The sequence below is a fragment of the Streptomyces sp. NPDC001153 genome, assembly GCF_053598315.1.
This window is the reverse complement of the sequence record NZ_JBSFJZ010000022.1, coordinates 80374-102410: the sequence shown is the minus strand read 5'-3', so window position 1 is coordinate 102410 and position 22037 is coordinate 80374. Positions and strand designations below refer to the sequence as shown.

At 69.4% G+C, this 22037-nt stretch carries 21 protein-coding genes; all 21 read left to right on the top strand.

The features are described from left to right. The first annotated feature begins 8 nt into the window (after positions 1–8). The 21 genes from thrB to ACWDEN_RS24865 all read left to right on the top strand — a co-directional run bounded on the left by thrB (position 9) and on the right by ACWDEN_RS24865 (position 22032). The gene (gene thrB, locus ACWDEN_RS24965) at positions 9–926 is read left to right on the top strand and encodes a homoserine kinase (RefSeq protein ID WP_351612746.1); all 918 of its coding nucleotides are present in this window, start codon (positions 9–11) and stop codon (positions 924–926) included. Between the two features lie 404 nt (positions 927–1330). Further along, positions 1331–3313 (top strand): transcription termination factor Rho, encoded by a 1983-nt coding sequence (gene rho / locus ACWDEN_RS24960; RefSeq protein WP_450860157.1) that lies wholly within the window; start codon positions 1331–1333, stop codon positions 3311–3313. Positions 3314–3429: 116 nt separating this feature from the next. Beyond that, positions 3430–5352 (top strand): trypsin-like serine protease, encoded by a 1923-nt coding sequence (locus ACWDEN_RS24955; protein ID WP_450860156.1) that lies wholly within the window; start codon positions 3430–3432, stop codon positions 5350–5352. A 196-nt stretch (positions 5353–5548) separates the two neighbouring features. Continuing rightward, positions 5549–6676 carry an LCP family protein gene (locus tag ACWDEN_RS24950; protein WP_351616390.1) on the top strand — a complete coding sequence of 376 codons (1128 nt, stop codon included), beginning with the start codon at positions 5549–5551 and terminating at the stop codon, positions 6674–6676. A 177-nt stretch (positions 6677–6853) separates the two neighbouring features. Beyond that, positions 6854–7078 (top strand): 50S ribosomal protein L31, encoded by a 225-nt coding sequence (gene rpmE / locus ACWDEN_RS24945; RefSeq protein ID WP_014675000.1) that lies wholly within the window; start codon positions 6854–6856, stop codon positions 7076–7078. Between the two features lie 105 nt (positions 7079–7183). Continuing rightward, positions 7184–8251: a peptide chain release factor 1 gene (prfA, locus tag ACWDEN_RS24940; protein WP_351616388.1), complete on the top strand. Its 1068-nt coding sequence runs from the start codon at positions 7184–7186 to the stop codon at positions 8249–8251. Between the two features lie 39 nt (positions 8252–8290). After that, the gene (gene prmC / locus ACWDEN_RS24935; RefSeq protein ID WP_351616385.1) at positions 8291–9136 is read left to right on the top strand and encodes a peptide chain release factor N(5)-glutamine methyltransferase; all 846 of its coding nucleotides are present in this window, start codon (positions 8291–8293) and stop codon (positions 9134–9136) included. 61 nt (positions 9137–9197) lie between these two features. Continuing rightward, positions 9198–9845 (top strand): L-threonylcarbamoyladenylate synthase, encoded by a 648-nt coding sequence (locus tag ACWDEN_RS24930; protein ID WP_351616382.1) that lies wholly within the window; start codon positions 9198–9200, stop codon positions 9843–9845. Next, positions 9842–10519 (top strand): arsenate reductase/protein-tyrosine-phosphatase family protein, encoded by a 678-nt coding sequence (locus ACWDEN_RS24925; RefSeq protein WP_351616380.1) that lies wholly within the window; start codon positions 9842–9844, stop codon positions 10517–10519. Before ACWDEN_RS24930 ends, ACWDEN_RS24925 begins: the two co-directional genes overlap by 4 nt. Positions 10520–10602: 83 nt before the next feature. Beyond that, on the top strand, positions 10603–11841 hold the full coding sequence (locus ACWDEN_RS24920) for a serine hydroxymethyltransferase (RefSeq protein WP_351616377.1): 1239 nt from the start codon (positions 10603–10605) through the stop codon (positions 11839–11841). Between the two features lie 151 nt (positions 11842–11992). Next, positions 11993–13312: an MraY family glycosyltransferase gene (locus tag ACWDEN_RS24915; protein WP_351616375.1), complete on the top strand. Its 1320-nt coding sequence runs from the start codon at positions 11993–11995 to the stop codon at positions 13310–13312. Between the two features lie 302 nt (positions 13313–13614). After that, complete coding sequence (locus ACWDEN_RS24910) at positions 13615–14061, top strand: hypothetical protein (RefSeq protein WP_351616374.1); 447 nt, start codon at positions 13615–13617, stop codon at positions 14059–14061. A 225-nt stretch (positions 14062–14286) separates the two neighbouring features. Continuing rightward, on the top strand, positions 14287–15111 hold the full coding sequence (gene atpB, locus ACWDEN_RS24905) for a F0F1 ATP synthase subunit A (RefSeq protein WP_351616371.1): 825 nt from the start codon (positions 14287–14289) through the stop codon (positions 15109–15111). Between the two features lie 74 nt (positions 15112–15185). Then, positions 15186–15410, top strand: a complete 225-nt coding sequence (atpE, locus tag ACWDEN_RS24900; protein WP_228623583.1) for an ATP synthase F0 subunit C — start codon at positions 15186–15188, stop codon at positions 15408–15410. 41 nt (positions 15411–15451) lie between these two features. Next, positions 15452–15997, top strand: coding sequence for a F0F1 ATP synthase subunit B (locus ACWDEN_RS24895; protein ID WP_351616368.1), 546 nt, complete (start codon positions 15452–15454; stop codon positions 15995–15997). Then, on the top strand, positions 15994–16809 hold the full coding sequence (locus tag ACWDEN_RS24890) for a F0F1 ATP synthase subunit delta (RefSeq protein WP_351616365.1): 816 nt from the start codon (positions 15994–15996) through the stop codon (positions 16807–16809). The genes ACWDEN_RS24895 and ACWDEN_RS24890 overlap by 4 nt, the downstream gene beginning before the upstream one ends. A gap of 157 nt (positions 16810–16966) precedes the next feature. Continuing rightward, entirely contained in the window at positions 16967–18559 is a 1593-nt protein-coding gene (atpA, locus tag ACWDEN_RS24885) for a F0F1 ATP synthase subunit alpha (RefSeq protein WP_351616363.1), read from the top strand. 21 nt (positions 18560–18580) lie between these two features. Further along, positions 18581–19498 (top strand): F0F1 ATP synthase subunit gamma, encoded by a 918-nt coding sequence (locus ACWDEN_RS24880; protein ID WP_450860155.1) that lies wholly within the window; start codon positions 18581–18583, stop codon positions 19496–19498. Further along, complete coding sequence (gene atpD, locus ACWDEN_RS24875; RefSeq protein ID WP_450860154.1) at positions 19499–20935, top strand: F0F1 ATP synthase subunit beta; 1437 nt, start codon at positions 19499–19501, stop codon at positions 20933–20935. 130 nt (positions 20936–21065) lie between these two features. Continuing rightward, positions 21066–21440 carry a F0F1 ATP synthase subunit epsilon gene (locus ACWDEN_RS24870; RefSeq protein WP_031171909.1) on the top strand — a complete coding sequence of 125 codons (375 nt, stop codon included), beginning with the start codon at positions 21066–21068 and terminating at the stop codon, positions 21438–21440. Positions 21441–21585: 145 nt separating this feature from the next. Further along, a complete protein-coding gene (locus tag ACWDEN_RS24865) occupies positions 21586–22032 on the top strand; it encodes a DUF2550 domain-containing protein (protein ID WP_351616353.1) in 447 nt (148 codons plus the stop codon). The last annotated feature ends 5 nt before the right edge of the window (positions 22033–22037 follow it).

Below are 22037 nucleotides of genomic sequence, written 5' to 3'. Positions count from 1 at the left end.
AACGAGCGATGGCCGGTCCAGCGTTCCGCGCCGCCGCCGTCCGGGTGCGCGTTCCCGCCACCAGCGCCAACCTCGGCCCGGGCTTCGACGCCCTCGGCCTCGCGCTGGGGCTCTACGACGACGTGGTCGTCCGGGTGGCCGACTCCGGGCTGCACATCGACATCGCGGGGGAGGGCAGCGAGACCCTTCCGCGTGACGAGTCTCACCTTCTCGTCCGCTCCCTGCGCACCGCCTTCGACCTGCTGGGCGGTCAGCCCCGCGGCCTGGAGATCGTCTGCGCCAACCGCATCCCGCACGGCCGCGGCCTCGGCTCCTCCTCCGCCGCCATCTGCGCCGGCATCGTCGCCGCCCGCGCGGTGACCATAGGCGGCGAGGCCCGCCTCGACGACGCGGCGCTGCTGGAGCTGGCCACCGAGATCGAGGGCCACCCGGACAACGTGGCCGCGTGTCTGCTCGGCGGCTTCACCCTGTCCTGGATGGAGGCCGGCGCCGCCCGGGCGATCAGGATGGAGCCCGTCGATTCCATCGTTCCGGTGGTTTTCGTGCCCGGAAAGCCGGTCCTGACCGAGACCGCGCGCGGCCTGCTCCCGCGCACCGTGCCGCACGTCGACGCCGCCGTCAACGCGGGCCGTGCCGCCCTGCTCGTCGAGGCCCTCACCCGGCGCCCCGAGCTGCTGCTGCCCGCCACCGAGGACCGCCTCCACCAGGAGTACCGCGCCCCGGCCATGCCGGAGAGCGCCGCGCTGGTGGAGCGGCTGCGCGCCGACGGCATCCCGGCCGTCATCTCGGGCGCCGGGCCCACCGTCATGGCGCTGGCCGACGCCGAGAGCGCCGACAAGGTGGCCCACCTCGCGGGTGCGGGCTGGGCCGCGAACCGGCTGGACCTCGATGTCCAGGGAGCGAGCGTGCTGCCGCTTGCGACCTGACACACGGTTGCCGGATTTGGAGAGGGGGAATGTTTGTTGGATCCGGTAGTGTTAACCTCAAGTCTGCACCCGACCCCACCATGGCGAGGTGCCTCGTGTCCCAGTCCGGGACAGACATTCTTCCGGGAGCCCCCCACGCCACTCCGTGTTCCGTACGCCGTACCTGGGCAGTACGTCGTATGCGGGCACTGAGCGGGCCGCCGGGCACGCTCCGGAATCGGTGCTACCACGCCACGTGACACTCGGTGCCACGGCTCGCGGAAGCGCCAATCACCGCACATTTCCTCCGCCGCTTTGGCGGACCACCGCCCCGGCACGGTTCACGGAAGACAGGACCGTAGCCGGACAGCACAACCGGTCGCCGAGCCAGACAGGCCGACGTCCGCTCCAGGGAAGGACCCTTCGTGAGCGACACCACCGATCTGATGGGCGCACGTGTCGAGGAGACCGCTGCCGCGCCCGCCACGGACGCCTCCGCGCCTGCCACCGGTGCCGGCTCCCGGCGGCGCCGCGGTACCGGCCTCGAGGGCATGGTGCTGGCCGAGCTGCAGCAGGTCGCCTCGGGCCTCGGCATCAGGGGCACCGCGCGGATGCGCAAGAGCCAGCTGATCGAGGTCATCAAGGAGGCGCAGGCCGCCGGGGGTGCCGCCCCCAAGGCCGAGACCGCCGCCGAGGCCAAGCCGAAGCGCCGCGCCACCTCCAAGGCCCGTACCGGCGAGGACGCCGAGAAGAAGGCGGAGGCCAAGACCGAGGCCCCCGCCGAGAAGGCCGTAGCCCAGCAGCAGATCGAGATCCCGGGCCAGCCGGCCTCCGACGACGCCCCGACCGAGCGCCGTCGCCGCCGCGCCACCGCCGAGGCCGGCAGCCCCGCCGCGAGCAGCGCCGAGACCGTCGCCGCCGAGGCCAAGGCGGAGCCCAAGGCCGAGACGCCGGCCCAGCAGCCGCAGGCGCAGGGCGAGGCCGCCAAGGGCGACGCCGGTGACGGCGATGGCCGTGGCCGCCGCGACCGCCGTGAGCGCGGCCGGGACCGCGACCGGGACCGTGACCGCCGTGGCAAGGGCGACGAGCAGGGCGGCCAGCAGCGCCAGCCGCAGGGCCAGCCGCAGGGCGGCCGCCAGGACCGCCAGGACCGCCAGCAGGACGACGACGACTTCGAGGGCGGCCGCCGGGGCCGTCGCGGCCGCTACCGGGACCGCCGTGGCCGCCGTGGCCGCGACGACGTCGCCGAGCCGCAGCTCGCCGAGGACGACGTCCTGATCCCGGTCGCGGGCATCCTGGACATCCTCGACAACTACGCCTTCATCCGGACCTCCGGCTACCTGCCGGGCCCGAACGACGTGTACGTCTCCCTCGCCCAGGTCCGCAAGAACGGCCTGCGCAAGGGCGACCACGTCACGGGTGCGGTCCGTCAGCCGAAGGAGGGCGAGCGCCGCGAGAAGTTCAACGCGCTGGTCCGCCTCGACTCCGTCAACGGCATGGCGCCCGAACACGGCCGTGGCCGCCCGGAGTTCAACAAGCTGACCCCGCTCTACCCGCAGGACCGGCTCCGTCTGGAGACGGACCCGGGCGTGCTCACCACCCGCATCATCGACCTGGTCTCGCCGATCGGTAAGGGCCAGCGCGGTCTGATCGTGGCCCCGCCGAAGACCGGCAAGACCATGATCATGCAGGCGATCGCCAACGCGATCACGCACAACAACCCCGAGTGCCACCTGATGGTCGTCCTCGTCGACGAGCGTCCGGAAGAGGTCACCGACATGCAGCGGTCGGTCAAGGGCGAGGTCATCTCCTCGACCTTCGACCGTCCGGCCGAGGACCACACCACGGTCGCCGAGCTCGCCATCGAGCGCGCCAAGCGCCTGGTGGAGCTGGGCCACGACGTCGTCGTGCTGCTCGACTCGATCACGCGTCTGGGCCGCGCCTACAACCTGGCGGCTCCGGCCTCCGGCCGCATCCTGTCCGGTGGTGTCGACTCCACCGCGCTGTACCCGCCGAAGCGGTTCTTCGGTGCGGCGCGGAACATCGAGGACGGCGGTTCGCTGACCATCCTGGCCACGGCTCTCGTGGACACCGGGTCCCGCATGGACGAGGTGATCTTCGAGGAGTTCAAGGGCACGGGCAACATGGAGCTGAAGCTCGACCGCAAGCTGGCGGACAAGCGGATCTTCCCGGCCGTGGACGTGGACGCCTCCGGTACCCGTAAGGAGGAGATCCTGCTGGGTGCCGAGGAGCTGGGCATCGTCTGGAAGCTGCGTCGTGTGCTGCACGCGCTCGACCAGCAGCAGGCGATCGAGCTGCTGCTGGACAAGATGAAGCAGACCAAGTCGAACGTCGAGTTCCTGATGCAGATTCAGAAGACGACGCCGACACCCGGCAACGGCGACTAATCGGTAGAGACCGGGCAGGAGAGAGGGCCGCCCCCCGTCAATCGGTGACGGGGGGCGGCCCTTTGGCGCTGAGAGGTACGGGTGCGCATCACGTGCCCCTTCTGACTCATCGCTCCATGGGGGACTCTTTGTCCACACCTCTGCCCCGCGCCGGTCGGCACAGACGCCGGATACGCATCGGCCTGCCCGTCGCCGCCGCCGGTGTCGCCGCGGCCGTCGCCGCCGCGCTGCTGACCACCTCCGCCGGTGCCTCGACGGCCTCGGCCTCGCCGACCGTCAAGCCGGCCACCAGCTCCGCCTCGCTCACCGAGCTGACGGACCGCGTCGCGGGCGCGCTCGCCACCGACAAGGACTTCAAGAAGGCCTCGAGGACCAAGGACACGAAGACCGGCGGGACGGCTTCCGCGTCTTCTTCGTCGGCCTCGTCTTCTTCGTCGGCCTCGTCTTCTTCGCCGTCCCCGTCGGCCCCGTCGTCCTCGTCCACGACGTCCGGCACCGGCACCGTCAGCCCGATGATCATCGGTGGTACCACCACGACCATCACCTCGGCGCCGTGGATGGCCCAGCTCTGGTACTACGACGACAAGGGCACCACCGACACCTCTGACGACGTCGGCTTCTTCTGCGGCGGTGCCGTGGTGGCGCCGACGAAGATCCTGACCGCCGCGCACTGCGTCAAGGGCTTCGACTGGCACGCCCACGGGTCCATCGTCACCGGCACCGACCAACTGCCCACCACCGACACCTCCGGCAACACCGACCTGCACGGCGGCACGGTCTCCGGTGTCTGGCGGCAGTGGAACCACCCGTCGTACAACGCGACGGCCATCGACAACGACATCGCCGTACTGACCCTGGCGAACCCGGTCAGGGCCACGCCGATCCGCATGACGACGTCGACCGACACGGCGTCCTACGCGGCCGGCACGAGCGCCAAGGTCTACGGCTGGGGCCGCACCAGCTCCACCAGCCAGGACATCTCGCAGACGCTCAGGACGGCGACCCTGCCGATCCAGTCCGACAGCACGTGCTCCGGCGCCTACGGCAGTGAGTTCATCGCGGGTCACATGGTCTGCGCGGGCAACCCCGCGACCGGCAGCGACTCGGGCACCACGGCCACCTGCAACGGCGACTCCGGCGGCCCGCTGATCGTGAACAACCGCATCGTCGGCATCGTCTCCTGGGGCGTGCAGAACTGCGTCGCCAAGGGTGCCTACAGCGTGTTCAGCAAGGTGAAGACGTACGTCGGCGCCGCCTACCCGCGCATCGACGACACCAACCTCAGCGGCGACCACAAGGCAGACCTGTTCATCCGCAGCCAGTCCACGTCCACCGGGTACGAGAAGGACTCCCAGGGCACCTCGTTCGGGGCCCGCATCTCCTGGGGCAGCTTCTCGGGCTACAACACGATCCTGCAGACGGACCTGGACCGGGACGGCTACCAGGACTTCGTCCTGCGCCGCAGCAGCGACGGGGCGGTCTTCTGGCCGCACTACATCCCGGCCACCCAGAGCTGGAGCAAGAAGGAGATCTTCAGCAACTGGTCCACCCGGAAGTTCACCGTCGCCCCCGGTGATGTCACCGGCGACTACCTGCCCGACCTGCTCTCGGTCGACTCCTCCGGCAACCTGTGGATCTACCCGGGCAAGGGCGACGGCTCCTTCGCCACCCCCGTCAAGGTCGGCTCCGGCTGGGGCCAGTACAACTCCCTGCGCGGCCACGGCGACTTCGACGGCGACGGCAGGGCCGACCTGATCGCCCGCCAGAGCAGCACCGGCGACGTCTACCTGTACCGGGGCACCGGCACGGCCGGCTCGGGCGCCTTCGCCCCGCGGATCAAGGTGCGCAGCGCCTGGACCGGCTACAACGCCTTCGACGCGGTCGGCGACGTCACCGGTGACGGCAAGGCCGACTTCCTGGCCCGCAACACCGGCGGCACGCTCTACCTGTACCCGGGCACCGGCAAGGCGACCAGCGAGATCTTTGCCACAAGGATCTCGGTCGGCACCGGTTTCCAGGCCTACGACATCTGGGGCTGAAACCCCAGGTGAGCGAGGCTCACCGGCCGTACATCGATGACGCACAGTGCCCATCGCGCCACGCGATGGGCACTGTGCGTTGTGCAACCCTTGCCCGGGTTTCTCCGTCTGCCCTTACGGGGCGACGATGGAGCGGTAGCGACCGCGCCTGACCCTGAAAGCAGGGGGTAACCGACCGACGAGACCTAGGAGTGATGTGTCCGCCGAGAGCACGCCGGAGCCCGCCATAACCACGCCGGGCGAGGACGGCCCCCGCCGCAGTGGCAAGGGCCGCCGCAGGGCCCGCGGCAAGAGCCGCAAGGCCGTGCGCGTCGCCGCCTGGACGGCCGCCGGTGTGGTGGTGCTGGCGGGTACGGGCGCGGGGTACCTGTACTTCAAGCTCAACGGCAACATCCGCAGCGTCGACATCGACCAGGCCCTCGGCAACGACCGGCCCTCGAAGATCGACAACGGCTCCGAGAACATCCTGGTCCTCGGCTCGGACACCCGCTCCGGCTCCAACAAGAAGCTCGGCGGCGGCACCGACGACGGCAGCGCCCGCTCCGACACGGCGATGATCGTCCACGTCTACGAGGGCCACAAGAAGGCCAGTGTGGTCTCCGTCCCCCGGGACACCCTGATCGACCGCCCGGCCTGCACCGACACCAAGGGCACCACGCACCCGGCCGCGAACGGCACCATGTTCAACGAGGCCTACTCGACCGGCGGTGCGGCCTGCGCGGTGAAGACCGTCGAGTCCCTCACCGGTATCCGCATGGACCACTACCTGGAGGTCGACTTCGCGGGCTTCCAGAAGCTCATCGACGACCTCGGCGGCGTCCCGGTCACCACGTCCAGGAGCATCGACGACCCGCAGAGCCACCTGAACCTCCAGGCCGGCACCCACACCCTCGACGGCCGGCAGGCCCTCGGCCTGGTCCGCACCCGGCACGGCGTGGGCGACGGCTCCGACCTGGGACGCATCCAGCTCCAGCAGGCCTTCGTCAAGGCGCTGCTCAACCAGGTCAAGCACGTCGGTGTCCTCACCAGCCCCAAGAAGCTGTACGACCTCGCCGACACCGCCACCAGGACGGTCACCACCGACTCCGACCTCGGCTCGGTCAACTCCCTGATCGACTTCGCGGACGGCCTCAAGGGCATCGGCGCCAAGAACATGACCATGATCACCATGCCGGTCCAGTACGACCCGGCGAACCCCAACCGCGTGCTCATGGAGAAGCGGAAGGCCCAGCTGGTCTGGGACGCCCTGAAGAACGACCGCCCGATCCCGAGGTCGGCCACGGCGGGCACGGCCACGGGCGAGGCCCAGGGCGTGGTGAGGTAGCCGGCGGCACTCCCGCTCACCCGCGGGAACACTCCGGCTCACCCGCAGGAATAGAACAACCGCACCCCCGGTTTGGGTGGATGGCCCCAGTCCTGGCAGACTGGTACGTCGGCTCCGGTTCACGCTCCCGCACCCCGCGGCAGCGACCCGGCGCCCTCCCGGAACCTAGGAGACACCTTGAAGCGCGACATCCACCCCGCGTACGTCGAGACGCAGGTCAGCTGCACCTGTGGCGCGTCGTTCACCACCCGTAGCACCATCGAGTCCGGCACCATCCGGGCCGAGGTCTGCTCCGAGTGCCACCCGTTCTACACGGGCAAGCAGAAGATCCTCGACACCGGTGGCCGTGTGGCCCGCTTCGAGGCCCGCTTCGGCAAGGCTGCCGCCGGCTCCAAGAAGTAGCGAGCCCCATTTCGCCGGTCCACGGTCACGCCCTCGTGGGGGTGTGCCCGGGACCGGCGTTTTTGGTCGCCCGCCCTTCCCTTCACCGCAGTACAGGAGCCCAAGATGTTCGAGGCCGTCGAGGAACTCGTCGCCGAGCACGCCGATCTGGAGAAGAAGCTCGCCGACCCGTCGGTCCACGCCGACCAGCAGAACGCGCGCAAGCTGAACAAGCGCTACGCCGAGCTCACCCCGATCGTCGCCACGTACCGCTCCTGGAAGCAGACCGGCGACGACACCGAGACCGCGCGCGAACTGGCGGCCGACGACCCCGACTTCGCCGCCGAGGTCAAGGACCTGGAGAAGCAGCGCGAGGAGCTCACCGAGAAGCTTCGCTTCCTGCTGATCCCGCGCGACCCGAGTGACGACAAGGACGTCATTCTGGAGATCAAGGCGGGCGCGGGCGGCGACGAGTCGGCCCTCTTCGCCGGCGACCTGCTGCGCATGTACCTGCGCTACGCCGAGCGCGTCGGCTGGAAGACCGAGATCATCGACGCCACCGAGTCCGAGCTGGGCGGCTACAAGGACGTCCAGGTCGCGGTGAAGGCCCGCGGTCAGCTCGAACCCGGCCAGGGCGTGTGGGCCCGGCTGAAGTACGAGGGCGGCGTGCACCGCGTGCAGCGCGTGCCGGCCACCGAGTCCCAGGGCCGTATCCACACCTCCGCCGCCGGTGTCCTCGTGACCCCCGAGGCCGAGGAGGTGGACGTGGAGATCAACCCCAACGACCTCCGCATCGACGTCTACCGGTCCTCCGGCCCGGGCGGCCAGTCGGTCAACACCACCGACTCCGCGGTGCGCATCACGCACCTCCCGACCGGCGTCGTGGCCTCCTGCCAGAACGAGAAGAGCCAGCTGCAGAACAAGGAGCAGGCGCTGCGTATCCTGCGCTCCAGGCTGCTCGCCGCGGCGCAGGAGGAGGCCGAGCGGGAGGCCGCCGACGCCCGCCGCAGCCAGGTCCGCACGGTCGACCGCTCCGAGAAGATCCGCACCTACAACTTCCCGGAGAACCGCATCTCCGACCACCGCGTCGGCTTCAAGGCGTACAACCTGGACCAGGTCCTGGACGGCGACCTCGACGCGGTCATCCAGGCCTGCGTCGACGCCGACTCGGCGGCGAAGCTGGCGGCCGCGTAAGACACCTACGCAACGACGAGCACGACACGGAGGACTTGCGTGAACCTGCTGCTCGCGGAGGTGGCCCAGGCCACCCAGCGGCTGGCCGACGCCGGCGTGCCCTCGCCGCGCACCGACGCGGAGGAGCTCGCCGCGTTCGTGCACGGTGTGAAGCGCGGCGAACTGCACTCCGTGAAGGACTCGGACTTCGACGCCCGGTACTGGGAGGTCATCGCCCGGCGCGAACAGCGCGAGCCGCTGCAGCACATCACCGGGCGGGCCTACTTCCGCTACCTGGAACTCCAGGTCGGGCCGGGCGTCTTCGTGCCCCGGCCCGAGACCGAGTCCGTGGTCGGCTGGGCCATAGACGCCGTGCGCGCCATGGACGTCGTCGAGCCGTGCATCGTCGATCTGTGCACCGGCTCCGGCGCCATCGCGCTCGCCCTCGCCCAGGAGGTCCCGCGCTCCCGAGTGCACGCCGTGGAGCTGTCCGAGGACGCCCTGGTGTGGACGCGGAAGAACGTGGCGGGGTCCAGGGTCGACCTGCGGCAGGGGGACGCCCTGTCGGCCTTCCCCGACCTCGACGGGCAGGTCGACCTGGTGATCTCCAACCCGCCGTACATCCCGCTCACCGAGTGGGAGTACGTGGCCCCGGAGGCCCGTGACTACGACCCCGAGATGGCGTTGTTCTCCGGCGAGGACGGCCTCGACCTGATCCGGGGCATCGAGCGCACCGCGCACCGGCTGCTGCGCCCGGGCGGTGTCGTCGTGATCGAGCACGCCGACACCCAGGGCGGCCAGGTGCCGTGGATCTTCACCGAGGAGCGGGGCTGGGCCGACGCGGCCGACCACCCCGACCTCAACAACCGCCCCCGGTTCGCGACCGCCCGCAAGGCGCTGCCGTGACCACCCCGACCACAGTCTTTTCCGAAGTCCCGCAGCACGTGTACGAGGAGGCCCGCTAGACATGGCACGGCGATACGACACCAACGACGCGACCGACCGCGTGACGGGTCTGCGCGAGGCCGCGTCCGCCGTCCGCCGGGGCGAGTTGGTGGTCCTGCCGACCGACACGGTGTACGGCCTCGGCGCCGACGCGTTCTCCTCGGAGGCGGTCGCCGACCTCCTCGCCGCCAAGGGCCGTGGCCGCAACATGCCCACCCCTGTCCTCATCGGCTCCCCGAACACGCTGCACGGCCTCGTCACGGACTTCTCCGAGCTGGCGTGGGAGCTGGTCGACGCGTTCTGGCCGGGCGCCCTGACGCTCGTCGCCAAGCACCAGCCGTCCCTCCAGTGGGACCTGGGCGACACGCGGGGCACGGTGGCCGTCCGCATGCCGCTGCACCCCGTCGCCATCGAGCTGCTCACCGAGGTCGGCCCGATGGCCGTCTCCTCCGCCAACCTCACCGGCCACCCGGCGCCGGAGGACTGCGACGCCGCGCAGGAGATGCTCGGCGACTCCGTCTCCGTCTACCTCGACGGCGGCCCGACCCCGGGCAACGTGCCGTCGTCCATCGTGGACGTCACCGGCCGGGTGCCGGTGCTGCTGCGCGAGGGCGCGATCTCCCCGGAGGAGCTGCGCAAGGTCGTACCCGACCTCGAGGTGGCCAATTGACGGCCCCTGAAGCGGGGCGTGGCATAGGCATCGGGGAACGTGCGGCGGAACAGACGACGACGTTCGGCTTTCCGCGCGACACCTTCCGCATCCTCCACGTCAGCACCGGCAACGTGTGCCGCTCGCCCATCACCGAGCGGCTGACCCGCCATTTCGTGGCGGAGCGGCTCGGCGTGCTCGGCGGCGGGCTGATCGTGGAGAGCGCGGGCACCTGGGGCCACGAGGGCGCCCCGATGGAGGCCAACGCGGAGGCCGTGCTGGCCGACTTCGGCGCGGACGCCTCCGGCTTCACCGGCAGGGAGCTACTCGACGAGCACGTCATCATGGCCGACCTGGTCCTCACCGCGACCCGCGACCACCGCGCCCAGGTCATCTCCATGGGCCATTCGGCGGGCCTGCGCACCTTCACCCTGAAGGAGTTCACCCGCCTGGTCCGCGCGATAGACCCGGCCACGCTGCCGCCGCTGGAGGACGGCGTGGTCATGCGCGCCCGCGCCCTGGTCCGCGCGGCGGCGGCGCTGCGCGGGTGGCTGCTCGCGCCCACGGTGGAGGCGGACGAGGTCCACGACCCGTACGGGGCACCCCTGACGTTCTTCCGGTCGATCGGGGACGAGATACACCAGGCGCTGGATCCGGTGGTGACGGCGCTGACCGGGCTACCGGCGCGTACGTAGACGTTCGACGTCGATACCGGGCATACCGCACATCCCCGGCCTACATTGGTCATACGTCACCGTCGACCGCCCGGGAGCCCGCCATGTCGGTCACCCCTACCCTCGAGACCGACGTCCTGCGGCGGCAGGACCCGGCGATGGCCGAGATCCTCCTCGCGGAGCTGGACCGGCAGTCCACCACCCTGCAGCTGATCGCCGCCGAGAACTACTGCTCGCCGGCCGTGCTGGCCGCCCTCGGCTCCGCGCTCGCCAACAAGTACGCCGAGGGCTATCCCGGCGCCCGGCACCACGGTGGCTGCGAGCTCGTCGACCTCGCCGAACGCGCCGCCATCGACCGGGCCAAGGAGCTGTTCGGCGCCGAACACGCCAACGTCCAGTCCCACTCCGGCTCCTCGGCCGTCCTGGCCGCCTACGCCGCCCTGCTGCGCCCCGGCGACACCGTCCTCGCCCTCGGTCTGCACTACGGCGGCCATCTCACCCACGGCTCGCCCGCGAACTTCTCCGGCCGCTGGTTCGACTTCGTCGGGTACGGGGTGGACGCGGAGACCGGGCTCATCGATCACGACCAGGTGCGTCACCTGGCCCTGGGCCACCGTCCCAAGGCGATCGTGTGCGGCTCGATCGCCTATCCCCGGCACATCGACTACGCCTTCTTCCGCGAGGTCGCCGACGAGGTCGGGGCCTATCTGATCGCCGACGCCGCGCACCCGATCGGGCTGGTCGCCGGCGGCGCGGCGCCGAACCCGGTGCCGTACGCCGACATCGTCTGCGCGACCACGCACAAGGTGCTGCGCGGTCCGCGCGGCGGGATGATCCTGTGCGGGAGCGAACTGGCCGAGCGCGTCGACCGGGCGGTGTTCCCGTTCACCCAGGGCGGCGCGCAGATGCACACGATCGCCGCGAAGGCCGTCGCGTTCGGTGAGGCGGCGACGCCGGCCTTCGCCGTGTACGCCCATCAGGTGGTCGCCAACGCACGGGTGCTCGCCGGTCACCTGGCCGCCGAGGGCCTCACTGTCACCACCGGCGGCACGGACACCCACCTGATCACCGCCGACCCGGCACCGCTCGGGGTGGACGGCCGCACCGCGCGCGGCCGGCTCGCCGCCGCCGGGATCGTCCTGGACTGCTGCGCGCTGCCGCACGGGGACGGCCGGGGCCTGCGCCTGGGCACGGCCGCGGTGACCACGCAGGGCATGGGGGAGCCGGAGATGGTGCGGATCGCCGCGCTGATGGCGGCCGTGCTGCGCGACGAGCGGGACGCGGCCGGGGCCCGGGAGGAGGTGCGCGTTCTCACAGGAGGTTTTCCGCCGTACCCGGGCTGAACGGGGGTAGGCGCTGCCCCGTACATCCCGATGTGCGCCAGGATCCACAGCCAGGCGTGCAACCATCGTGGCTACCCGGAAGTCCCCATCCGTATACGTCCATCGCTAGGGTATGGGGCTGTGATGGCCAGCGAGACCCGTGGGGAAGCCTGTGCGTGAATACCTGCTGACGCTCTGCATCACGGCCGCGGTGACGTACCTGCTGACAGGGCCGGTACGGAAGTTCGCGATCGTGGCCGGGGCGATGCCGGAGATCCGGGCGCGTGACGTGCACCGCGAACCCACTCCGCGTCTCGGCGGTATCGCCATGTTCTTCGGCCTGTGCGCGGGCCTGCTGGTCGCGGACCACCTGACCAACCTCAACGAGGTCTTCGCGAAGTCGAACGAGCCGCGGGCCCTGCTCTCCGGCGCGGCCCTGATCTGGCTGATCGGCGTCCTGGACGACAAGTTCGAGATCGACGCGCTGATCAAGCTGGGCGGCCAGATGATCGCCGCGGGCGTGATGGTGGTCCAGGGTCTGACGATCCTGTGGCTGCCCATCCCCGGCGTCGGCAACGTGGCGCTGACCCAGTGGCAGGGCACGCTGCTGACCGTGGCGCTCGTCGTCATCACGATCAACGCGGTGAACTTCGTGGACGGCCTGGACGGTCTGGCGGCCGGCATGGTCTGCATCGCGGCGGCCGCGTTCTTCCTGTACTCGTACCGGATCTGGTACTCGTACGGCATCGAGGCCGCCGCCCCGGCGACCCTGTTCGCGGCGATCCTGATGGGCATGTGCCTGGGCTTCCTGCCCCACAACATGCACCCGGCGCGGATCTTCATGGGTGACTCCGGCTCGATGCTGATCGGCCTGGTGCTGGCGGCGGGCGCGATCTCGATCACCGGTCAGCTGGACCCGGACGCGCTCGCGCTGTTCACGGGGTCGGAGAAGGCGGCGGTGCACCAGACGGTGCCGGTGTACATCCCGCTGCTGCTGCCGCTGACGATCATCGCGGTGCCGGCGGCCGACCTGGTCCTCGCGATCGTACGGCGCACCTGGCGCGGCCAGTCCCCGTTCGCGGCCGACCGCGGCCATCTGCACCACCGGCTGCTGGAGATCGGCCACTCGCACAGCCGGGCGGTGCTGATCATGTACTTCTGGTCGGCGCTGATCGCCTTCGGCGCGCTGGCCTACTCGGTCAACTCGGCCTCGATGTGGATCGTGCTGGGCGTGGTCTTCCTCAGCGCGGTGGGACTGGTCCTGCTGCTGCTCCCGCGCTTCACGCCGCGGGTGCCGGTGTGGGCCCAGCGGTTCGTGCCGCCGCGCTACCGGCTGCGCCGCCGTGCGGCCCGGGCCGCCGTGGCGAGGGAGGCCGAGGAGCCTCAGGAGACGCAGGAGGCCGAGGAACGGGCCCCTGTCACCGCCGGGATCTCGGGCGTCAACGGAGCGACCGCGATCGGCGCTCGTTCGCGTTTCCTTGACCGACACTGAGCCAGTCCAAGGTAAGAATCTAACGAGAGCATTGCCCGCTCATGGGGGAGCAAAGTCCCCTAATACCAGACAAGTGGGTGCCGTTTCTGCACAGACGGGCACTGTCACTCTCATGTGTGACAGCAAGCACACCCACCGGGTAAAGACCTCATCAAATAGTTTGTGATACGGTTCACGAGAACCCGGAGACAGTCGAAGGACCCAAGTGCGTGGGCCCCTCGACCTGAGGATTCGATCACTCAGCCCGGGACTACGCTCGTCCATGACGACACCCTGCCCCCTGTGAAAGCGGAGTTGCCGCCATGCCGTCCAATGACGTCCGGATTCTGGCCCAGGCTGCCGTGCCCACGGCTGCCGTCGGCGCGATTGCCGCCGTCGTCAGCGGTGTGGTCGCGGGCGGCAAGGGAGCGATCGGGGCCGTCGTCGCGACGCTGCTGGTGATTCTCTTCATGGGGCTGGGCCTCTACGTGCTCCAGCGCACCGCCCGATCGCTTCCGCATCTCTTCCAGGCCATGGGACTGATGCTCTACGCGGCCCAGATCCTGCTGATGTTCGTCTTCGTGGCCGCGTTCAAGAACACCACGCTCTTCAATCCCAGGGCCTTCGCGCTCACGCTCGTCGCCGGCACGCTCGCCTGGATCGCCGCACAGACGCGTGCGCACATGAAGTCCAAGATTCTCTATGTCGAGCCCGATTCGACGTCCTCCTCGAGCAGCGAAAAGTCCCACAAGTCGGGGCACTCGTCGTGAGGGGTAGGGCCGGGATAAAGACGCCAGAGAGACCCTGCTATCGTCCGGTGCCAACTGCGGCATCGCGGGCGCGGGCATCCGAGCTGACGCCTGCTCAATCGCGAGGCGAGATGCCCCCCAGCCGCCCCCACATCCGTAACACCAGTCCCGTGCCGAACCGCGGCCGTGCGCCGCGCCGACACAACGAGGTTGCCGTACCTATGCGCCACGCTGAAGGAGCCCGCGGTGAGTGCTGACCCGACGCAGACGCTCGCTTTCGACTCGAGCTGCCACCTGTTCTCCGGGTGCGGTTTCGACACCGTCGCTCCGGGCCTGCACTCGTTCCTCTTCAAGCCGCTCTGGGGCAATACGAACGGCATCTACTTCAACAAGCCGATGCTGCTTGCCCTGCTGGGCTCCATCATCGTGGTGGGCTTCTTCTGGGCCGCGTTCGCCAGGCCCAAGGTCGTCCCGGGCAAGCTCCAGATGGTCGCCGAGGCCGGCTACGACTTCATCCGCCGCGGTGTCGTCTACGAGACCATCGGCAAGAAGGAAGGCGAGAAGTACGTCCCGCTGGTCGTCTCGCTGTTCTTCTTCGTCTGGATGATGAACCTCTGGTCGATCATCCCGGTCGCCCAGTTCCCGGTCACCTCGATCATCGCCTACCCGATGGTCCTGGCCCTGATCGTCTACCTCGTCTGGGTTCCGCTCACCTTCAAGCGGCACGGTTTCGTCGGCGCGTGGAAGAACATCACCGGCTACGACAAGTCGCTCGGTGCGGTGCTCCCGCTGGCCATGACCATCGAGCTGTTCTCGAACCTGCTGGTCCGCCCGTTCACGCACGCGGTGCGACTCTTCGCGAACATGTTCGCCGGTCACACGCTGCTCGTGCTCTTCACGGTCGCCAGCTGGTACATGCTGAACGGCATCGGCATCGCCTACTCCGCCGTCTCCTTCTCGATGACGATCGTCATGACCGCCTTCGAGCTCTTCATCCAGGCTGTCCAGGCGTACGTCTTCGTCCTGCTGACCTGCTCCTACATTCAGGGCGCGCTCGCCGAGCACCACTGAGCTGCCCCGCTCCGCACCCCCTGGTCGTCCGGTGGCCAACCCCCACCGGTCCGTAAAGAAAAGGAAGAACTGGCATGTCCCAGACCCTTGCCGCTGTCACTGGCTCGCTCAGCTCCGTCGGTTACGGCCTGGCCGCCATCGGCCCCGGCGTCGGCGTCGGCATCATCTTCGGCAACGGCACGCAGGCCCTCGCCCGCCAGCCCGAGGCGGCCGGTCTGATCCGCGCCAACCAGATCCTCGGCTTCGCGTTCTGTGAGGCGCTGGCCCTGATCGGCCTCGTCATGCCGTTCGTCTACTAAGACGAACGTCAGCGACAGCCCATTCGACGAAAGGCACTGAGATGACCCACTCATGGGTTCAGTTTGCGGCGGAGAAGGAGAATCCCCTCCTTCCGCCGTGGCCGGAGCTCGTCATCGGCCTGATCGCCTTCGTCATCGTCTTCGGCTTCCTCGCCAAGAAGCTCCTCCCGAACATCAACAAGGTTCTGGAAGAGCGCCGCGAGGCCATCGAGGGCGGTATCGAAAAGGCCGAGGCCGCGCAGACCGAGGCTCAGAGCGTCCTTGAGCAGTACAAGGCCCAGCTCGCCGAGGCCCGGCACGAGGCCGCGCGCCTGCGTCAGGAGGCGCAGGAGCAGGGTGCCGCGCTCATCGCCGAGATGCGGGCCGAGGGCCAGCGGCAGCGCGAGGAGATCGTCACCGCCGGTCACGCCCAGATCGAGGCCGACCGCAAGGCCGCCGCGCAGACGCTGCGTCAGGACGTCGGCAAGCTCGCCACCGAACTGGCCGGCAAGCTCGTCGGTGAGTCCCTCGAGGACCACGCCCGCCAGAGCCGTGTGATCGACCGCTTCCTCGACGAGCTCGAGGAGAAGGCCGAGGCCACGCGATGAACGGAGCGAGCCGCGAGGCCCTGGCAGCCGCACGTGAGCGTCTCGACGCGCTGACGGACTCCACGTCCGTCGACGCCGCTTCGCTCGCCGACGAGCTGGCGGCCGTCACCGCGCTGCTCGACCGCGAGGCCGGCCTGCGCCGGGTCCTCACCGACCCGGCGCAGCCCGCAGAGGCCAAGGCGGAGCTGGTCCAGCGTCTGATCGGTGGCCAGGTCAGCGGCGCGACCGCCGACCTGGTGGCCGGGACGGCGCGCTCCCGCTGGTCGCAGCCCCGCGACCTGGTGGACGCGCTGGAGGAGCTGGCGAGCATCGCCGACCTCACGGCCGCGGAGAAGACGGGCACCCTCGACGACGTCGAGGACGAGCTGTTCCGGTTCGGCCGGATCGTCTCCTCCAGCACCGAGCTGCGCGCCGCGCTGACCGACCGCGCCGCCTCCGCGGCGGCCAAGACCGAGCTGCTGCACCGGCTGCTCGGCGGACGGGCCAAGCCGATCACCGAGCGTCTGGTGACGCGCCTTGTGACCGCGCCGCGTGGACGTAGCCTGGAAGCGGGACTGGAGTCCCTGTCCAAGCTCGCCGCCGACCGCCGGGACCGGATGGTCGCTGTCGTCACCTCGGCGGTGCCGCTGAGCGACGGCCAGAAGCAGCGCCTCGGCGCCGCCCTCGCCAAGCTCTACGGCCGCCGGATGCACCTCAACCTGGACGTGGACCCCGAGGTCATCGGCGGTATCCGGGTGCAGGTCGGTGACGAGGTCATCAACGGCTCGATCGTGGACCGCCTGGACGACGCCGCCCGCCGCATGGCGAGCTAGCAGCAACTCGATATTCGAGACAACTCGATATTTCGAGAAAAGCAGTACGTAATTACGGCCCTGGTTGGGCCGTGCAGAGGATTCACCTCTTATAGGGGGGAGTCCCCATCCCCCCCAAGTGAAACTTCGGGCCCAACAAGGAGAGCAGGGAACCCAGATGGCGGAGCTCACGATCCGGCCGGAGGAGATCCGGGACGCGCTGGAGAACTTCGTCCAGTCGTACAAGCCGGACGCGGCCTCGCGCGAGGAGGTCGGTACGGTCACCCTTGCCGGCGACGGCATCGCGAAGATCGAGGGTCTTCCCTCGGCCATGGCCAACGAACTGCTGAAGTTCGAGGACGGCACCCTCGGCCTCGCCCTCAACCTCGAGGAGCGCGAGATCGGTGCCATCGTCCTCGGTGAGTTCAGCGGCATCGAGGAGGGTCAGCCGGTCACGCGTACCGGTGAGGTCCTCTCCGTCGCGGTCGGCGAGGGCTACCTCGGCCGCGTTGTCGACCCGCTCGGCAACCCGATCGACGGCCTCGGCGAGATCGAGACGTCCGGCCGCCGTGCGCTGGAGCTGCAGGCCCCCACGGTCATGCAGCGCAAGTCGGTGCACGAGCCGATGGAGACCGGCTACAAGGCCGTCGACGCGATGACCCCGATCGGCCGCGGTCAGCGTCAGCTGATCATCGGTGACCGCCAGACCGGCAAGACCGCCCTGGCCGTCGACACGATCATCAACCAGCGCGACAACTGGCGCTCGGGCGACCCCAAGAAGCAGGTCCGCTGCATCTACGTCGCCATCGGCCAGAAGGGCTCCACCATCGCCGGCGTGCGCCGCGCGCTGGAGGAGAACGGCGCCCTGGAGTACACGACCATCGTCGCCGCCCCGGCGTCCGACCCGGCCGGCTTCAAGTACCTGGCGCCGTACACCGGTTCGGCCATCGGCCAGCAGTGGATGTACGAGGGCAAGCACGTCCTCATCATCTTCGACGACCTCTCGAAGCAGGCCGACGCCTACCGCGCCGTGTCCCTGCTGCTGCGCCGCCCGCCGGGCCGTGAGGCCTACCCGGGTGACGTCTTCTACCTGCACTCCCGGCTGCTGGAGCGCTGCGCCAAGCTCTCCGACGACATGGGTGCCGGTTCGATGACCGGTCTGCCGATCGTCGAGACCAAGGCCAACGACGTCTCGGCGTTCATCCCGACCAACGTCATCTCCATCACCGACGGCCAGTGCTTCCTGGAGTCGGACCTGTTCAACGCCGGTCAGCGCCCCGCGCTGAACGTCGGTATCTCCGTCTCCCGAGTCGGTGGTTCCGCGCAGCACAAGGCGATGCGCCAGGTCTCCGGCCGTCTCCGTGTGGACCTCGCCCAGTTCCGTGAGCTGGAGGCCTTCGCCGCCTTCGGTTCCGACCTGGACGCGGCCTCGAAGGCCCAGCTGGAGCGCGGTTCGCGCATGGTCGAGCTGCTGAAGCAGGACCAGTACCAGCCGATGGCCACCGAGGACCAGGTTGTCTCCGTCTGGGCCGGCACCAACGGCCGTATGGACGACGTGCCGGTCGGTGACATCCGCCGCTTCGAGAAGGAACTGATCGACTTCCTGCACCGGAAGTACCAGGGCCTGATGACCTCCATCAAGGAGGGCGCGAAGATGTCGGACGACACGATCCAGGCGATCGACGACGCGGTGGCGGAGTTCAAGAAGCAGTTCGAGACGAGCGACGGCAAGCTGCTCGGCGAGGACACCCCTGCCGCTGCCGCCAAGTGACGTAAGGAAGGGACCTGACTCATGGGAGCCCAGCTCCGGGTCTACAAGCGTCGCATCCGATCCGTCAGCGCGACCAAGAAGATCACCAAGGCGATGGAGATGATCGCCGCCTCGCGCGTCGTCAAGGCGCAGCGCAAGGTGGCGGCCTCCACGCCGTACGCGAACGAGCTGACGCGTGCGGTCACGGCGGTCGGCACCGGCTCGAACACCAGGCACCCGCTCACCACGGAGGCGGAGAACCCGACCCGTGCCGCGGTTCTGCTCCTCACGAGCGACCGCGGCCTGGCCGGCGCCTTCAACTCCAACGCCATCAAGACGGCGGAGCAGCTGACCGAGCGCCTGGAGCGCGAGGGCAAGCAGGTCGACACGTACATCGTCGGCCGGCGCGGTGTCGCCCACTACAACTTCCGTGAGCGCAAGGTCGCGGAGTCGTGGACGGGCTTCACGGACGAGCCGTCGTACGCGGACGCCAAGAAGGTCGCGGCGCCCCTGATCGAGGCCATCGAGAAGGAGACGGAGAACGGCGGCGTGGACGAACTCCACATCGTCTTCACCGAGTTCGTCTCGATGATGACGCAGACGGCGCTCGACGCCCGGCTGCTGCCGCTGCGCCTCGAAGAGGTCGCCGAGGAGGCTCACCCCAAGGGGGAGATCCTCCCGCTGTACGACTTCGAGCCCTCGGCGGAGGACGTCCTCGACGCCCTGCTGCCGCGCTACGTGGAGAGCCGTATCTACAACGCGCTGCTCCAGTCGGCCGCTTCGAAGCACGCCGCCACGCGGCGCGCGATGAAGTCGGCCACCGACAACGCCGGTGAGCTCATCGAGACGCTCACCCGGCTTGCCAACGCGGCCCGTCAGGCCGACATCACCCAGGAAATCAGCGAGATCGTCGGTGGCGCGAGCGCCCTGGCCGACGCGACCGCGGGGAGTGACCGATAAATGACCACCACTGTTGAGACCGCGACGGCTACGGGCCGCGTCGCCCGGGTCATCGGCCCGGTCGTCGACGTGGAGTTCCCCGTCGACGCGATGCCCGAGATCTACAACGCCCTGCACGTCGAGGTCTCCGACCCGGCGAACGCGGGCGAGAAGAAGACGCTGACCCTGGAGGTCGCCCAGCACCTGGGTGACGGCCTGGTCCGCACCATCTCCATGCAGCCCACCGACGGTCTGGTCCGCCAGGCCCCGGTGACCGACACGGGCGCGGCGATCTCCGTCCCCGTCGGCGACTTCACCAAGGGCAAGGTGTTCAACACCCTCGGTGAGGTGCTGAACGTCGACGCAACCTACGACGGCGAGCGCTGGCCGATCCACCGCAAGGCCCCGAACTTCGACGAGCTCGAGTCCAAGACCGAGATGTTCGAGACGGGCGTCAAGGTCATCGACCTGCTGACCCCGTACGTCAAGGGCGGCAAGATCGGCCTGTTCGGCGGCGCCGGCGTCGGCAAGACGGTGCTCATCCAGGAGATGATCTACCGTGTCGCCAACAACCACGACGGTGTCTCCGTGTTCGCCGGTGTCGGCGAGCGCACCCGTGAGGGCAACGACCTGATCGAGGAGATGTCCGACTCGGGCGTCATCGACAAGACCGCGCTGGTCTTCGGTCAGATGGACGAGCCCCCGGGCACCCGTCTGCGCGTCGCGCTGGCCGGCCTGACCATGGCCGAGTACTTCCGTGACGTCCAGAAGCAGGACGTGCTGTTCTTCATCGACAACATCTTCCGCTTCACGCAGGCCGGTTCCGAGGTCTCCACGCTGCTCGGCCGTATGCCGTCCGCGGTGGGTTACCAGCCGAACCTGGCCGACGAGATGGGCCTCCTGCAGGAGCGCATCACCTCGACCCGCGGTCACTCGATCACCTCGATGCAGGCGATCTACGTCCCCGCCGACGACCTGACCGACCCGGCCCCGGCCACCACCTTCGCCCACCTCGACGCGACGACGGTTCTGTCCCGTCCGATCTCCGAGAAGGGCATCTACCCGGCCGTGGACCCGCTGGACTCCACGTCCCGGATCCTGGACCCGCGTTACATCTCCGCGGACCACTACAACGCCGCCATGCGCGTGAAGACGGTCCTGCAGAAGTACAAGGACCTCCAGGACATCATCGCGATCCTCGGTATCGACGAGCTCGGCGAGGAGGACAAGCTCGTCGTCCACCGTGCCCGTCGCGTGGAGCGCTTCCTGTCCCAGAACACCCACGTCGCCAAGCAGTTCACCGGCGTCGACGGGTCGGACGTGCCGCTGGACGAGTCGATCGCCGCGTTCAACGCGATCATCGACGGTGAGTACGACCACTTCCCGGAGCAGGCGTTCTTCATGTGCGGTGGCCTGGAGGACCTCAAGGCCAACGCCAAGGAGCTGGGCGTCTCCTGAACTCCCTGAGTTCGTGTGAGAGGGGCGCGGGCGCACCCTTCCGGGGTGTGTCCAGCCCCTCTCTCCACGCCCACTAGAATTGACCCCAACACCCGGCGCCCCTGCCGGGTGGTGACCCGAGGAGCCACCCTTGGCTGCTGAGCTGCACGTCGAGCTGGTCGCCGCCGACCGCCAGGTCTGGTCCGGCGAGGCCACCCTGGTCGTCGCGCGCACCACGTCCGGCGACATCGGCGTCATGCCCGGTCACCAGCCGCTGCTCGGTGTGCTGGAGTCGGGCCCGGTGACCATCCGTACGAGTGATGGTGGAACGGTCGTCGCCGCGGTGCACGGCGGTTTCATCTCGTTCGCGGACAACAAGCTGTCCCTGCTGGCCGAGATCGCCGAGCTGTCGGACGAGATCGATGTCCAGCGCACGGAGCGGGAGCTGGAGCGCGCGAAGGCGGAGGGCGACGCCGCCGCCGAGCGCCGCGCGGACGTCCGCCTCCGCGCGGCGGCGGCGCGCTGAGTCCAGCGCGCGGTATGACGTCACTCAGCCGCGGTCGGCCCGGAGCAATCCGGTGCCGGTCGCGGCTGAGGCAGATGTGGGTGTTTTTTCCGTTTCATTACTCAGTAACAGAAGCAGTTCCTAGGAGACGAGGAGGTCGGTGCCGATGGTCCTCGCTCTGACTGTGTGCGGGATCGTGGTCGCGCTCGTGGTGGTGGGACTGTTCCTGTTCGGCCTGCGCCGCAGGCTCATCCAGCGCTCCGGCGGCACCTTCGACTGTTCCCTGCGCTGGGACGTCGCCGAGAACCCCGACGCCAGCGGCAAGGGCTGGTCCTACGGCGTCGCCCGCTACAACGGCGACCGCATCGAGTGGTACCGCGTCTTCTCCTACGCCTTCCGCCCCCGCCGCACCCTGGAGCGCGCGCAGATCGAGGTGGCCGGCCGCCGGCTGCCCGAGGGCGAGGAGGAGCTGGCGCTGCTCTCCGACGCGGTGGTCCTCGCCTGTACCCATCGGGGCACGCGCCTCGAACTCGCCATGAGCGAAGACGCGCTGACCGGATTCCTCGCGTGGCTGGAAGCAGCCCCGCCCGGACAGCGAGTGAATGTGGCGTAGCCACA